Here is a 13,850-nt window from a genome sequence, read left to right as displayed (position 1 = left end):
CCGTCAGCCGCCGATGACCGCGCTCACGCCCCCGTCCACGGCCAGCCACTGGCCGGTGATGTGCTTGCCCGCCTCGCTGGCGTACAGCAGCGTGATGCCCTTGAGGTCTTCGTCGTCGCCCAGGCGGCGCAGCGGCGCGTGCGCGGCCATCTTTTCCTCGCCCAGCGTCTCGATGAGCACGGTGGCCATCTTGGTCTTGAAGAAACCCGGGCAGATCGCGTTCACGCCGATGCCGTGCACGCCCCACTCGCAGGCCAGCGCGCGCGTGAAGTTGATCACCGCACCCTTGGAGGTGTTGTAGGCAATGGTCTTCATCTCGATCGGGTTGCCCGCCAGCCCCGCGATGGATGCCACGTTGATGATGCGGCCGCTCTTGCGCGGGATCATGCTGTGCTTGCCGATCGCCTGCGACAGCAGGAAGTAGCCGCGCACGTTCAGGTTCATGACCTTGTCCCATGCGGCCACGGGGTGGTCCTCGGCCGGCGCGCCCCAGCTCGCGCCGGCGTTGTTGATCAGGATGTCCACGTCGCCCATGCGCTGCAGCGTCTCGCTGGCCAGCCGGTGGATGTCTTCCTCGCGCGCGCAGTCGGCGGCGACCCAGCGCGCGTCGATGCCGGCGGCCTGCAACTCGGCGGCGGCCTGCTCCAGGTCTTCGGCCTTGCGCGAGCTGAGCATGATGCGCGCGCCCGCCTCGCCCAGTGCGTGCGCCATCTGCAGCCCCAAGCCGCGCGAGCCGCCGGTGACGAGGGCAGTCTTGCCCGAGAGGTCGAAGAGTTGTTGCGCGGTACGGGCCATGAAGGTGTCTCCCCAAGAGTCTGTGGTACGCCGTGCCATCGCCCACAGTGGGCAACGCAGGCGCGGCGGCAGGATTTTGAGCGGCTATTGTGGCGAGCGGCCCGCGCCACACATGTCACATGCGTGATTCATCGGCAGGGTTTTTGTGTCCAAAGGACAATCCGGCCGCGGCGCCCGCGGGGAAAGCGGGGGCCGCTCATTTTTCAGGAGTTCCCATGTCCACCGATACCGCCCTGCTGCGCCGGGCCGTGCACCTGGCCCATGACAACCGGGCCCGCGGGGGCCGGCCCTTCGGCGCGGTGATCGCGCGCGGCGGCGAGGTGATCGCCACCGGCGTGAACGACATTGTGCACAGCCACGACCCCAGTACCCACGCCGAGATGCAGGCCCTGCGCGCCGCAACACGCCAGCGGGCGAACCCCAGCCTGGCGGGCTGCACGGTCTACGCCAGCGGCCACCCCTGCCCCATGTGCCTGGCGGCGCTGGTCATGGCCGGCGCGGACAGGGTGTTCTACGCCTTCGACAACCGCGACGCCGCGCCCTACGGCCTGTCCAGCGAAGGCGCCTACCAGCGCCTGCGGCTGCCGCTGGACCCGCCGCCCCTGCCGCTGCAACGCCTGGCCACGGGCATCGGCGTGGAGCAGCTCTACGGCGACGCGCCCTGGCCCACGGACGGCCCCTGACGCCCCCGACCACAGCGCCGCAGGGGCCGGTGCCGGCCCCTGCGTATAGGAATGTCTGGCGACGGTGGCGCTGGCCACGCTGAAGCGGGGCCCCTTCCCCACGGCCATGGGATCGCCGGGCCGGCATGGGGGTTCTCGGCGCCTGCATGTCCCACCCTGCGGCCCATGGCGCTGATGGGCGCGGGGCATGGCTGGCCCCCGCAGCGCTACGGCGCCTGGGCGCGCGCGCCACGGCCACGGCCACGGCCACCGGCGCGCCGGCATGCGTCGCCGGGCTGCGCGCGCCGCCGTGCAGGCGCGCCCATTGCACCTGGCCACCGCCGCAGGTTATCGCGCCGTGCGGCTGGCAGCATCGGCGGCCGGGCTGGCTCGACAACGGTAGGTGCGTGATGCGGGAATGTGCGTTCCGGTATGTGACCTTTCTGGTGCGGCACGCGCACCACGTACGCCGGCCGTGCCACATCGCGGTCACAATATGCACCTTTTGAGGGACTGCAGCTACCCGCTACCAGTGCAAAACCACAGCCCATGCACCCACTTGGTGCAACGCGGGCACAGGGAGGAACCATGAACCAGAAACCCCATGGGCGCCTGCGCGCCTGGCAAGCCGCCTGCCTGCTGGCGGGCGCCCTGAGCGGCGGCGCCGCCTCGGCCGACATCCTGATCGGGCAGACCACGGCCGTCAGCGGCCCGGTGGCCGCCAGCGTGGGCGAGACCCTCGCGGGCGTGCACCTGTATCTGGACCACGTCAATGCCAAGGGCGGCGTGCATGGCGAGCGCATCAAGCTGATCACGCTGGACGACAAGTTCGAGCCCAAGCTCGCCGGCGAGAACGCGCGCCGCCTGATCGAAGACGACAACGTGGCCGCGCTGTTCATGAGCCGCGCCACGCCGCACACCGAAGCCATCCTGCCGCACCTGGCCAAGCACGGCGTGGCGCTGGTGGCACCCTCCACGGGTGCGATGACCTTCCACAAGCCCGCCAACCCGCTGGTGTTCAACGTGCGCTCCAGCTACCAGGCCGAGACCGAGAAGGCCGTGGAGCACCTGCACACCATCATGGTCCAGCGCATCGCCGTGGTGCACGTGGACGACAGCTTTGGCGAGGACTGCCTGGCCGGTGCCCAGAAGGGCTTTGCCAACGTGGGCAGCAAGCCCGTGGCCGTGATCAAGGCCGACCGCGCCAAGCCGGACTACGCCACCATCGTGCCGCAGCTCATCCAGGCGCAGGCCCAGGCGGTCATCTGGATCGGCTCCAGCGTGGCGGTGAGCGACGGCGTGAAAGCGCTGCGCAAGGCCGGCTCGTCCATGCAGGTGGTCACGGTGTCGAACAACGCATCCCGCGGCTTCGTCGCCCAGCTGGGCGACTCGGTGCGCGGCGTGATCGTCACGCAGGTGTTCCCCAACGTGCGCTCCATGGGCTACGCCATCAACCGCGAGGCCGCCGCTCTGGCCAAGGCCAAGGGCAACCTGACGCTGTCGCCCTCGGTGATGGAAGGCTTCACCTCCGCCAAGGTGCTGGTGGAAGGCCTGCGCCGCGCCGGCCCCAAGCCCACGCGCGAGAAGATCGTCACCGCGCTGGGCAGCATGAGCCACTACGACCTGGGCGGGCTGGAGCTGGGCTACGGCCCCGGCGACCGCACGGGCCTGAGCTACGTGGAGCTGTCCATCATCGACGCGGACGGACTGTTCCGCCGCTGACGCCGTCGCTGCCGCGCCGCGGGGCCACCGGGCCACCGGGTCACCGCCCCTCGCGCGCCGCGGCAGCCCCCATCGCCAATCGCGATGCGCCGCCGGCCGCAGCCGGCGCACACGGCCCACGACAGCCGTTACAACCAAGGGTCGCATTCACCCGGCCCCACGCCCGTCGCCCCCATGTCCTCTCAAGATTCCTTACCGGCCCGCTGGTACTTCGGCTGGAACATCGTGGCCGCGGCCACCGTGCTCACCGCCCTCACCGTGGGCCTGCGCCTGGGGCTGGGCCCGCTGTTCCTGCCCATGGCCGAGGACCTGGGCTTTTCGCGCAGCCTGCTGTCGTCCATCGTCGCCGTGGGCATGCTGTGCTACGGCGCGGCCATGCCGCTGGCGGGCTGGCTGGTGGCGCGCCGGGGCACGCGCTTCGTGCTGCTGGCGGGCACGGTCCTGCTGGTGGTGTCGACACTCTGGGCAGTGAACACGCGCACGCCGCTGGGGCTGCTGCTGAGCTTCGGCATCCTCATGTCCGTGGGCGCGGGATTCACCAGCCCGGTGGCGCTCACGCCGGTCATCAGCCGCTGGTTCAACCGCCGCCGGGGCATGGCGCTGTTCTTCTTGTCCACGGGCTCCATGGCCGGCATCGCCATCATGACGCCCGCGCTGGGCATGGCGCTGCAGCATCTGAGCTGGCAGGCCACGCTGCTGGGCTTTGCCGCGCTGTTCACCGCCATCACCGTGCCCACGGCGTTGTGGGTGATCCGCGACGAGGCGCCTGCCGATGGCGATGCCCCGCCGCCCGGAAGCCCCATTCGTGCGGCGAACCCGATGGCTCCCGCAGGGCAGCACTACACGGTGCTGCAGGCCATGCGCACCGGCACCTTCCTCAAGATCACGCTGGGCCTGTTCGCCTGCGGCTTCAGCATGAACCTGCTGGGCACGCACGGCATGCCCATGCTGATGGACCATGGCTTTGACGCCACCACCAGCGCCTTCGGCATCGGCCTGATCGGGCTGGTGGCCATTCCCAGCACCATGGTGCTGGGGCGCCTGGCCGACCGGCTGCCGCGGCGCAAGCTGCTGGCCGCCATCTATTGCGTGCGCGGCGTGGGGTTCTTCGCGCTGCTGCTGGCGGGCAATACCCTGGAGCTGTACGGCACCTCGGTGATCGGCGGCATTGCCTGGGCGGGCAGCATCGCGCTGTCGTCCGCCATCCTGGCCGACATGTTCGGCGTGCGGCTGGTGGGCGTGCTCTACGGCTGGGCCTACCTGGGGCATCAGGTGGGGGCCATGATCAGCGCCTGGCTGGGCGGCTGGGGCTATGAGCATTTCGGCACGCACTGGATCGCCTTCGGCCTGTCGGGCGCGCTGCTGATGGTGGCCGCGGGGGTGGCGCTGCTGCTGCCGGGGCGGCGCCCCCCGGCGCTGCCCACGCCCCAGGCGGCGGGCTGAGCGTTCACCGCCGGCCGCGCGCCCCCCGGGCAGCCGGCGCCACCTTGGGCGACAATGGCGGCCCTCGCGCACACCCCGCAGGCCCTTGGCTTGCAGCGCGCTCGATTCAACTTTCCCGCACCGCCATGACCTCTTCAACGACCGCACGCCGTGCGGCGCTGCGCCGCTTTGCCGCAGCCGCCGCCGCTGTCGCCAGCTTCTCTCCCTTCCTTTCCACCCAGGCCGCCGAGCCGCAGGTGCTGCGCGTATCCGCCATCCCCGACGAAGCGCCTACCGAACTGCAACGCAAGTTCAAGCCGCTGGGCGAATACCTGTCGCAGGCCACCGGCATGAAGGTGGTGTTCACCCCGGTAACCGACTACGCCGCCGTGGTCGAATCCCTGGCCACGCGCAAGCTGGACCTGGCCTGGCTGGGCGGCTTCACCTACGTGCAGGCGCGCATCCGCACGGGTGGTACGGCCATTCCGCTGGTGCAGCGGGAGGAGGACGCACGCTTTACCTCGCGCTTCATCACCGCCGACCCCGCCATCCAGGGCCTGGCCGACCTCAAGGGCAAGACCTTTGCCTTTGGCGCTCCCTCGTCCACCTCGGGCAGCCTGATGCCGCGCTACTTCCTGCAGCAGGCCGGCGTCCAGCCCGAGCGGGACTTCAAGACCGTGGCCTATTCCGGTGCCCATGACGCTACCGTCGCCTTCGTGGCCGCCGGCAAGGCGCAGGCCGGCGTGCTCAACGCCTCCGTCTGGGACAAGCTGGTCGAGACCAAGAAGGTGGACCCGTCCAAGGTACGGGTGTTCGCCACCACCCCACCCTACTTCGACTACAACTGGACCGTGCGCGGCGATCTCGATCCCGCCGCGGTGCAGAAGATCAAGGCCGCCTTCCTGGCGCTCGACCCGGCCAAGCCCGAGCACAAGGCCATCCTGGAACTGCAGCGCGCCTCGCGCTTCATCGCCACCGAGCCGCGCAACTACGACGGCATCGAAGACGCCGCCAAGACGGCCGGCCTGCTGAAGTAAGCGCGCTGGCGCGCGCGGGCCTGGCCCAGATAGCCCGCGCGTGCGCCATTGGCGTTTTTGATCAAATCAGCCCCTGGCGCTTTCTGGATAAGCGCTAGCAGCTATTGAAACAACAGCAACCATGAGCTTCGAGCTGGACGGCGTGGATCTATGCCACCCCGGCGGCCATGTGGCGCTGCGCGGCATCACCCTGGCCGCGCGCCAGGGCGAAAGCCTGGCGCTGATCGGCCCCTCGGGGGCGGGCAAGACCACCCTGCTGAACCTGCTGGGCACAGCCCTGCCCGCCAGCGCCGGCCGCGTGCACGTGCTGGGCTCCGCCCTGGGCGCGTCGTCGCCCGACACGCCCCATGCTTCGTGGCCTCCGCCGCGTGCGCTGCGCGCGCGCATCGGCACCGTGCACCAGGCCCCGCCCCTGCCACCGCGCCAGCGCGTGGTGACCGCCGTGCTGGCCGGGCGCCTGGGCCAATGGCCCGCATGGAAGGCGCTGGCCTCGCTGCTGTACCCGGCCGACCTGCCGGGTGCGCACGCCGCGCTGCAGCGCGTGCAGTTGCAGGACAAGCTGTTCGCGCGCTGCGACCAGCTCTCGGGCGGGCAGCTGCAGCGCGTGGGCATTGCCCGCGTGCTGTACCAGCAGCCAGCGCTGCTGCTGGCCGACGAGCCCGTCTCTGCCCTCGACCCCACGCTGGCGCTGGCCACCGTGCAGCTGCTGGTGCAGGACGCGGCCGCACGTGGCGCCACGCTGGTCGCCAGCCTGCACGCGGTGGACCTGGCGCTGGCCTGCTTTGCGCGCGTGGTGGGCCTGCGCGAGGGGCGCATCGCCTTCGACCTGCCGGCCGGCGGGGTCACGCCCGATCTGCTGCAGGCGCTGTACGCCCCGCCCGGCGACGGCGCGCTCGCGCCGGATGAAACGCCCACGCAGCCCCCGACCACCAGTAGCTACGCTTCATGCCGTTGACGCACCCCGCCCCGCACCTGCGCGACCCGGCCGCACGCGGTCGGCTGGGCGGCGCGCTGCTGGCCGTGGTGCTGCTGTGGCCGCTGTTGCAGGCGTCGGGCTTTGACCTGGCCGCTCTGCTGGCGCCCGAGAACCTGCGCGTGCTGGGCGGGTTCCTGCGCCAGTTTCTGCCGCCTGAAACGGGGGCCGACTTCCTGGCCCTGCTGGCGCGCGCCACCCTGGAAACGCTGGCGATTGCCACTGCGGGGCTGGCATTGGCCTTCGTGCTGGCGGTGCCGTTGGCCTACTGGGCCAGCAACGCCGCACGCGAACGCCCCCGGCTGAACCCGGCAGCGCGCGGCGTGCTCACGGTGCTGCGCGGCATTCCCGAGCTGGTGTGGGCGCTGGTGTTCGTGCGCGTGTTCGGCCTGGGGCCGACGGCCGGCGTGCTGGCGCTGGGGCTGGCCTACGGCGGCATGCTGGGCAAGGTGTACGCCGAGATCCTTGAATCCGTGCCCGCCGCACCCGCCCAGGCGCTGGCGCGCAGTGGGGCGCGCCGGCCCATCGCCCTGCTCTACGGCCTGCTGCCGCAGGCGGCGCGCGAACTCAACTCTTACACCGTGTACCGCTGGGAATGCGCGGTGCGCGCCTCGGTGGTGATGGGCTTCGTGGGCGCGGGCGGGCTGGGCCAGCTCATGGACCAGGCCATGAAGATGCTCAACGGCGGCGAGGCGTGCACCATCCTTGTGACCTTCATGCTGCTGGTGCTGGCGGCCGATGCGCTGTCGGGCGGGCTGCGCCGCGCGCTGGATGCGCCCCCCGCGGCACGCGGCGCACCGCTGGGCTGGCGCAGCGGCGCGTTGACCGCGACGGTGCTGGCCGCCCTGGCCGCCAGCCTGTGGCTGCTGGACATGGACCTGCCCGCGCTCTTCACCGCCGAGGCGGCGCGCAGCATGGCGGAGTTTGCCGGCGGCTTCTTCCCACCCGAGCTGGGCAGCACCTGGCTGCGGCAGGTGGCGCGCGGCGTGTGGGAGACGCTGGCCATCTCCATCGTGGGCACGCTGCTGGCCGCCCTGCTGGCCCTGCTGATGGCCCTGCCGCGCCGGCGCGCGGGCTGGAACCTGCTGCTGAACCTGCTGCGCTCGGTGCCCGAACTGGTATGGGCCACGCTCACCGCCCTGGCCGTGGGCCTGGGGCCGTTTGCCGGCGCCCTGGCCCTGGCCCTGCACACCACGGGCGTGCTGGGCCGGCTGTATGCCGAGGCGCTGCAGAACACCCCGGCCACGGCCGCGCGTGCGCTGCGCCAGGCCGGCAGCGGCGGCGCCATGGCGTTCCTGTATGGCACGCTGCCCGGGGCGGCGCCGCAATTGGTGGCGTACACGCTGTACCGCTGGGAGATGAACATCCGCATGGCCGCCATCCTCGGCTTCGTGGGCGCGGGCGGCCTGGGGCAACTGCTGTACGTGGAGCTGTCGCTGTTCCACCATGCGCAGGCGGGCACGGTGATCCTGGCGATGCTGGCGCTATCGGTTGCGGTGGACTGGGCCAGCGCGGCGCTGCGCCGCTGGATGGGCAGGGCCTAGGGCCTGTTCACACTATTTTTGCCAGATGCGTTGCGATCAAAAAGGGCCAGGCGCAAGGCGCCAAACGAAGCTGGGGTGCTACCCCAGCGAGGCTTGGCAACGCCGCGAATGGCCCTTTTTGATCGCAACCCGGAGGGAACGGAGTGAAAACCGCGCCACGCGTCGTTGCCCTCCTAGCCAAGGCCCCGGCCTTGGCGTCGTCACGCGCCTAGATTGGCGCGGTTTTCACGCCATTCGCACTGGCAAAAATAGTGTGAACAGGCCCTAGTACCGCAACCGGGGAGTGGAGTAACAAAAGGCGATCGATGGCTTCGCCCCAAGGGCCAGGCGCGAACCGCAGCAGCGTCCGTGGCCATTGCGAGGATGGGCAACGCCGCCTCGCGGGCGAAGGCGCGCTTTCATGTCCCGACACTTTCGGGTCGCAGCACTAGAACACCCCCAGCGCGAGCCCGGTGGCCAGCGCCTCGCCCAGCGCACGGCAGCGCTCCAGGTCCGCCGCGCCGATCTGCTTGGGGGCCAGGATCGCCTCGGGCGTCTGGGCGTGGGTGCAGACGATCAGCGGCTCGGCCACGGCCTTCAGCCGCCAGCCCGTGGCGATGCGGGCGATCTGGCGTGCGGCGTTCTGGCCGTCGCTGCCGGCGCAGACCAGGCTGGCGTAGGGCCGGCCATTGACGCGGTCCAGCACCGGGTAGTAGCAGCGATCGAAGAAGTCCTTGAGCTGGCCGCTGATGGCCGCCAGGTTTTCCGGCGTGGCGAACAAGTAGCCCTGCGCGGCCAGCACATCGTCCGGCCCCGCCTGCGCCGCGTGGAGCAGGCGCACCGACACGGCGGGCTCGGCCGCGGCGCCGGCGCGCGCGGCCTCGGCCATCTGGCGCGTGCCGCCGGTCAGCGAGTGGTAGACGATCAGCAGGGTCTGGGGCGCATCCATGCGGCAAGCATAGACCGTTGCCCATGCGGGCGACCACCACCCTGCGGAGAGCGCGTGGCGTCAGAACGCGTCTTCATCCAGTGCCGCGCAGGTCAGGTCCCGCTGGCGCACCACCTGCAGCCAGGCACCGATGCGCGGCAATTCATAGTGGTAAAAATAGCGTGCAGCGCCCATCCTTCCAGCGTTAGCAGCTATTGAAAGAGTAGCATCCCGTGCGAGCACGCTGCACGCCACGTCCAGCCACACCCAGGCCAGCACGGTGTGGCCGAAGGCCTGCATGTAGGGCACGGCGTTGGCCAACGCCTCGGTAGGGTTGCCGGTGGCCCAGGCGGCCTGCGTGGCTTCGCCCACGTCCTGCAGGGCCTGGGCCAGCTGGTCCGCCCAGGCGGCGAGTTCCGGATGCTTGCGCGCCTGGGCAATGGTGGCGCCAATGGTGCGCGCCAGCAGCTGCAGGCCTGCGCCGCCCTGCATCACCACCTTGCGGCCCAGCAGGTCGGCGGCCTGGATGCCGTGCGTGCCCTCGTGGATCATGTTCAGGCGGTTGTCGCGCCAGTACTGCTCCACGGGGAAGTCGCGCGTGTAGCCGTAGCCGCCGTGGATCTGGATCGCCAGGCTGTTGGCCTCCAGGCAGAACTCGCTGGGCCAGCTCTTGGCGATGGGGGTCAGCACCTCCAGCAGCAGCCTCGCGTCCTGCGCCGCCTGCGGCTCGCCCGTGCGGCCCTCGTCCACCAGCCGCGCGCAGTACAGGTTGAGCGCCAGCGCGCCCTCGCAGTAGCTCTTTTGCGCAAGCAGCATGCGCTTGATGTCCGCGTGCCGGATCAGCGGCACCGGCGGCTGGCTGGCGTCCTTGCCGGCACTGCCGGCGGCGCTGGTGCTGCCCTGTACCGGGCGCCCTTGCAGCCGCGTCCTGGCGTAGTCCAGGCTGGCGTAGTAGCCTGCCAGGCCCAGCGTGGTTGCCGCCATGCCGATGGCGATGCGTGCCTCGTTCATCATGTGGAACATGCACTTCAGGCCCTCGCCTGGCCGCCCCACGAGGTAGCCGATGGCGCCGGCGCCGCCGCGCACGGGGTACCTGCCCTCGCCAAAATTCAGCAGCGTGTTGGTGGTGCCGCGCCAGCCCAGCTTGTGGTTCAGTCCGGCCAGCGCCACGTCGTTGCGCTCGCCGGTCAGATTGCCATCTGTATCCACCAGCTTCTTGGGCACGATGAAGAGCGAAATGCCCTTCACCCCCGGCACCAGCTTGCCATCCGGCCCGGGGATCTTGGCGAGCACCAGGTGCACGATGTTCTCGGTCAGCTCATGGTCGCCGGAGCTGATCCACATCTTGTTGCCACGCAGGCGGTAGCGCGGGCCCAGCGGGTCGACCTCGAAGTCTGCGCCGTCGGGCTCGGCGCGCGTGGTGATGTCGCTCAAGCTGGACCCCGCCTGAGGCTCCGAAAGGCACATGGTGCCCGCCCAGCGGCCGTTGAATTCGTTGGCGGCAAACACCTGCTGCTGCAGGGGCGTGCCGTGCACCAGGATGGCGTTGGCGTTGCCCGTGGTCAGCAGGTTGGAGCCAATGCTGATCGACGCGCAGCCAAAGAAACTGTTGGCCGCCGACTCCACGACATACGGCAGTTGCATGCCGCCCAGCGCGTAGTCCTGCGCCGCGCTGAGCATGCCGCTGTCGGCAAACGCCTGGCGTGCGTCGTGCGTGCATTGGGGCAGGATGACGCGCTCACCGTCGAACTGGGGCTCCTGCGTATCCACCGTGCGGTTGAACGGCGCGTACTTCTCGCGCGCGATGCGCTCGCAGGTGTCCAGCACAGCGTCAAACGTCTCGCGCGAGTGGTCCGCAAAGCGCTCGCGCGCATTGAGCGATTCAGCCTGGAGCCAGTCGTAGAGCAGGAAGTCGAGCGTGGAGCGCAGGGAGGTGGTCATGCGCGAAATTATGGAAGGGACGGGCCGATGAAGCCTGTCCGCTGGGTGACGCGCACCGCGGGGGTCCATTGGATCGCGCGCTGGAACACCGGGGCTTTGGCCAAATCACCGTCTGGGCGTCTCGGTATTGCCCGTCATTCAGGCGTACGAAGGGGTGGCCATTGACGGCCCGGCCGTTTCGACGCGGTTGCGTCCCGCGGCTTTGCCACGGTAAAGAGCCGCGTCGGCCTGTTGCAGGGCTGCCTCCAAGGCGTGTGCATCTGCAAAGCCCTGTGAAACCCCGACCGTGACCGTGCACTGCAGCGGATGACCGCCCTCTGCAATGTCGATGGTTTGCGTCTCGATGGCTGCACGCAATCGCTCCGCCATGTGCATGGCCCCGGGAAAGTCGGTGTTCAGGCAGATCACCGCGAACTCTTCCCCGCCCAGACGGCTTACCAAATCGCCACGGCGCGCCGTGGCCTGGAGTATCTCCGCAACGCGGCACAGGACGGTGTCTCCGGCGTGGTGGCCGTAGGTGTCGTTGATCCGCTTGAAGTGGTCAACGTCGACAACGAGCAAGTGCGCATGCTCCGCCCGGCGCTGGTTGAAAGACAGCTGCAGCGCCTCGGTGAGACCTCGCCGATTGAGCAACTGCGTCATCGGGTCGCGCGCAGCGATATGGCGCAACTGATCGGTCAAGCGGCGCAGAACCAGCCAGACGATCGATGGCGGCAGCACCGTGGCCAGGAATGACATGTAGATGTAGAACACCAGCTGGAACTGGCGGTCCATCTGCAATGCATCCAGGCCGCCATCCAGAAGCTTCATGAACTTGAGCGCGTTAAGTACGCATAGGCCGCTGATCAGCGCGGCAAAAAAGACCATCTCGCCATACAGATCCTTGGCAAATGTGCGAGCGCCGTAGATCACCGTCAGGGCCATCACAAAAAACAGGAGTGCCGATCCCCCTGAAAGCATGGCGTAGCGTGCCACCGGCCCCACGCTCCATTGCACCAGTACCTGCGCAAGGCTGTAGAGCGCCCCAAATACGAGAAGTGGAGACAGCAAGGGGACGGCGTGCCCAAAGAAACGCATGGCTCCGAGCCAGTAAACCACCGGGGAGGCCAGCGTCAGCGTGTGGTTCACCACACTCATCGGACTCCAGGCGGGGCCGCCCTCCAGCAGCTGCAGCACATAGGCGGAGCCCAGTAGAAAGTTGCCGAGCGCGAAAAGATCCATCCCCATTTTTTGCCCATGCAGCCGTTTGCTGATCAGCAAGAACATCACCGCAAAGCACAGCAGATGCGCGCAGAGCATGCCAACGAGAACGCTTGCGACCATGGGGATATTCAAAGGGGACTTGGCCGACCCTAGGGCGAGTCGTCCAAGCCAGGACGACGGGCAGGGATTGTTGTAACAACCAGTAATTCAGAGGAGTTTAATCGTCCGCACACGCAGCCGCCTGCTGGGCGGAACTTCAGGACGCTTGCAGCCCCCTCCAGCGGCTGGCTCGCTGCGTCGCTCCCTGTACAGGAACCCGTGTCACAAAAATATCGCTCGTTTCTCCTGCTACCGCCCATGCAGCAAGCGCAGACAGCTATCAAAATAAAAGCAAGCGCCCCGCGCAGACCACATCGTCTGCGCGGGGCGCTTGTTGTTTCAGTCCGAAAGCGGATCAGCGCTTACAGCACTTCAAACACGCCCGCCGCGCCCATACCGCCACCAATGCACATGGTCACGCACACGCGCTTGGCACCGCGGCGCTTGCCTTCGATGAGGGCGTGGCCCGTGAGGCGTTGGCCCGAAACACCGTAGGGGTGGCCCAGAGCGATGGCGCCGCCGTTCACGTTCAGGCGGTCGGCGGGAATGCCCAGCTTGTCGCGGCAGTACAGCACCTGCACGGCGAAGGCTTCGTTCAGCTCCCACAGGTCGATGTCCTGCACCGTCAGGCCCAGTTTTTTGAGCACCTTCGGTACGGCGAACACGGGGCCGATGCCCATTTCGTCAGGCTCGCAACCAGCCACGGCAAAGCCCAGGAAGCGGCCCAGCGGCTGGAGGTTGTTGCGAGCAGCGTAGTCCTCGCCCACCACCACGCAGGCGCCCGCGCCGTCCGAGAACTGGCTGGCGTTGCCCGCCGAGATCAGCCCGCCAGGCATGGCCGGGCGGATACCGCTGATACCTTCCTTGGTGGTGCCCTCGCGTGTGCCCTCGTCGCGGCTCACGGTGACCTGCTTGGTGATCAGGCCCTGCGTCTTGTCCGCGATGCCCGCGGTGACGGTGATGGGCGCGATCTCGGCGTCGAACAGGCCGGCTGCCTGGGCGGCGCAGGCCTTTTGCTGGCTGGCGGCGCCGTACTCGTCCATTGCGTCGCGGCCGATGTGGTAGCGCTTGGCCACCTGCTCGGCGGTCTGCAGCATGCTCCAGTAGATTTCGGGCTTTTGCTTGGCCAGGGCCAGGTCCTGGATCATGTGCAGGTTCATCTCCTGCTGCACGCACGAGATGCTTTCCACGCCGCCGGCCACATACACCTCGCCCTCGCCTGCGATGATGCGCTGCGCGGCGGTGGCGATGGTCTGCAGGCCCGAGGAGCAGAAGCGGTTGATGGTCATGCCCGATGTGGTGACGGGCAGGCCAGCCTTGAGCGCGATCTGGCGCGCAATGTTCATGCCGGTGGCGCCTTCGGGATTGGCGCAGCCCATGATGACATCATCGACGGCGGCGGGGTCAATGCCCGCGCGCTGCACGGCGTGCTGCACGGCGTGGCCGCCCAGCGTGGCGCCGTGGGTCATGTTGAACGAGCCCTTCCAGCTCTTGGCGAGCGGCGTGCGGGCGGTGGAAACGATCACTGCGGAGGTCATTGCAATA

12 protein-coding genes are annotated in these 13,850 nt (G+C 69.1%); 7 read left to right on the top strand and 5 right to left on the bottom strand.

Annotated elements, in window-relative coordinates; genetic code table 11:
- Nucleotides 1-3: 3 nt before the first annotated feature.
- On the bottom strand, nucleotides 4-795 hold the full coding sequence (locus I3K84_RS02510) for an SDR family oxidoreductase (RefSeq protein ID WP_011804965.1): 792 nt from the start codon (nucleotides 793-795) through the stop codon (nucleotides 4-6).
- Between the two features lie 215 nt (nucleotides 796-1,010).
- On the opposite strand from I3K84_RS02510, the gene I3K84_RS02505 reads away from it, so the two are divergent.
- From I3K84_RS02505 to I3K84_RS02475, 7 genes are all read left to right on the top strand, one after another.
- Nucleotides 1,011-1,478 (top strand): nucleoside deaminase, encoded by a 468-nt coding sequence (locus I3K84_RS02505; RefSeq protein ID WP_015913504.1) that lies wholly within the window; start codon nucleotides 1,011-1,013, stop codon nucleotides 1,476-1,478.
- A 187-nt stretch (nucleotides 1,479-1,665) separates the two neighbouring features.
- Nucleotides 1,666-1,860: a hypothetical protein gene (locus tag I3K84_RS02500; protein WP_196995438.1), complete on the top strand. Its 195-nt coding sequence runs from the start codon at nucleotides 1,666-1,668 to the stop codon at nucleotides 1,858-1,860.
- A gap of 185 nt (nucleotides 1,861-2,045) precedes the next feature.
- Entirely contained in the window at nucleotides 2,046-3,179 is a 1,134-nt protein-coding gene (locus tag I3K84_RS02495) for an ABC transporter substrate-binding protein (RefSeq protein WP_172207097.1), read from the top strand.
- A gap of 174 nt (nucleotides 3,180-3,353) precedes the next feature.
- Nucleotides 3,354-4,622 (top strand): MFS transporter, encoded by a 1,269-nt coding sequence (locus I3K84_RS02490; protein WP_196995437.1) that lies wholly within the window; start codon nucleotides 3,354-3,356, stop codon nucleotides 4,620-4,622.
- 125 nt (nucleotides 4,623-4,747) lie between these two features.
- The gene (locus I3K84_RS02485; protein WP_196995436.1) at nucleotides 4,748-5,638 is read left to right on the top strand and encodes a putative selenate ABC transporter substrate-binding protein; all 891 of its coding nucleotides are present in this window, start codon (nucleotides 4,748-4,750) and stop codon (nucleotides 5,636-5,638) included.
- 121 nt (nucleotides 5,639-5,759) lie between these two features.
- Nucleotides 5,760-6,593: a phosphonate ABC transporter ATP-binding protein gene (locus tag I3K84_RS02480; RefSeq protein ID WP_196995435.1), complete on the top strand. Its 834-nt coding sequence runs from the start codon at nucleotides 5,760-5,762 to the stop codon at nucleotides 6,591-6,593.
- On the top strand, nucleotides 6,584-8,155 hold the full coding sequence (locus I3K84_RS02475; RefSeq protein ID WP_196995434.1) for an ABC transporter permease: 1,572 nt from the start codon (nucleotides 6,584-6,586) through the stop codon (nucleotides 8,153-8,155). The genes I3K84_RS02480 and I3K84_RS02475 overlap by 10 nt, the downstream gene beginning before the upstream one ends.
- A 427-nt stretch (nucleotides 8,156-8,582) precedes the next feature.
- Here the strand turns inward: I3K84_RS02475 and I3K84_RS02470 are convergent, their stop codons facing one another.
- The 4 genes from I3K84_RS02470 to I3K84_RS02455 form a co-directional block, all read right to left on the bottom strand.
- A complete protein-coding gene (locus I3K84_RS02470) occupies nucleotides 8,583-9,083 on the bottom strand; it encodes a flavodoxin family protein (protein ID WP_196995433.1) in 501 nt (166 codons plus the stop codon).
- Nucleotides 9,084-9,143: 60 nt separating this feature from the next.
- Nucleotides 9,144-11,003 carry an acyl-CoA dehydrogenase gene (locus tag I3K84_RS02465; RefSeq protein WP_196995432.1) on the bottom strand — a complete coding sequence of 620 codons (1,860 nt, stop codon included), beginning with the start codon at nucleotides 11,001-11,003 and terminating at the stop codon, nucleotides 9,144-9,146.
- Between the two features lie 138 nt (nucleotides 11,004-11,141).
- On the bottom strand, nucleotides 11,142-12,326 hold the full coding sequence (locus I3K84_RS02460) for a GGDEF domain-containing protein (protein WP_196995431.1): 1,185 nt from the start codon (nucleotides 12,324-12,326) through the stop codon (nucleotides 11,142-11,144).
- A 341-nt stretch (nucleotides 12,327-12,667) separates the two neighbouring features.
- Nucleotides 12,668-13,843 (bottom strand): acetyl-CoA C-acyltransferase, encoded by a 1,176-nt coding sequence (locus I3K84_RS02455; RefSeq protein ID WP_196995430.1) that lies wholly within the window; start codon nucleotides 13,841-13,843, stop codon nucleotides 12,668-12,670.
- Nucleotides 13,844-13,850 lie beyond the last annotated feature (7 nt).

This window comes from Diaphorobacter sp. JS3051 (assembly GCF_015832135.1).
GTDB lineage: Bacteria > Pseudomonadota > Gammaproteobacteria > Burkholderiales > Burkholderiaceae_C > Diaphorobacter > Diaphorobacter nitroreducens.
This window is presented reverse-complemented; position numbering and strand designations above follow the sequence as displayed.

Excerpts from the sequence above, each read along its gene's own strand:
- I3K84_RS02485 (WP_196995436.1), top strand. The coding sequence starts at position 4,748 with ATGACCTCTTCAACGACCGCACGCCGTGCGGCGCTGCGCCGCTTTGCC.
- I3K84_RS02500 (WP_196995438.1), top strand. The coding sequence starts at position 1,666 with ATGGCTGGCCCCCGCAGCGCTACGGCGCCTGGGCGCGCGCGCCACGGC.
- I3K84_RS02510 (WP_011804965.1), bottom strand. The coding sequence starts at position 795 with ATGGCCCGTACCGCGCAACAACTCTTCGACCTCTCGGGCAAGACTGCC.
- I3K84_RS02470 (WP_196995433.1), bottom strand. The coding sequence starts at position 9,083 with ATGGATGCGCCCCAGACCCTGCTGATCGTCTACCACTCGCTGACCGGC.
- I3K84_RS02505 (WP_015913504.1), top strand. The coding sequence starts at position 1,011 with ATGTCCACCGATACCGCCCTGCTGCGCCGGGCCGTGCACCTGGCCCAT.
- I3K84_RS02480 (WP_196995435.1), top strand. The coding sequence starts at position 5,760 with ATGAGCTTCGAGCTGGACGGCGTGGATCTATGCCACCCCGGCGGCCAT.
- I3K84_RS02490 (WP_196995437.1), top strand. The coding sequence starts at position 3,354 with ATGTCCTCTCAAGATTCCTTACCGGCCCGCTGGTACTTCGGCTGGAAC.
- I3K84_RS02465 (WP_196995432.1), bottom strand. The coding sequence starts at position 11,003 with ATGACCACCTCCCTGCGCTCCACGCTCGACTTCCTGCTCTACGACTGG.
- I3K84_RS02460 (WP_196995431.1), bottom strand. The coding sequence starts at position 12,326 with ATGGTCGCAAGCGTTCTCGTTGGCATGCTCTGCGCGCATCTGCTGTGC.
- I3K84_RS02495 (WP_172207097.1), top strand. The coding sequence starts at position 2,046 with ATGAACCAGAAACCCCATGGGCGCCTGCGCGCCTGGCAAGCCGCCTGC.
- I3K84_RS02475 (WP_196995434.1), top strand. The coding sequence starts at position 6,584 with ATGCCGTTGACGCACCCCGCCCCGCACCTGCGCGACCCGGCCGCACGC.
- I3K84_RS02455 (WP_196995430.1), bottom strand. The coding sequence starts at position 13,843 with ATGACCTCCGCAGTGATCGTTTCCACCGCCCGCACGCCGCTCGCCAAG.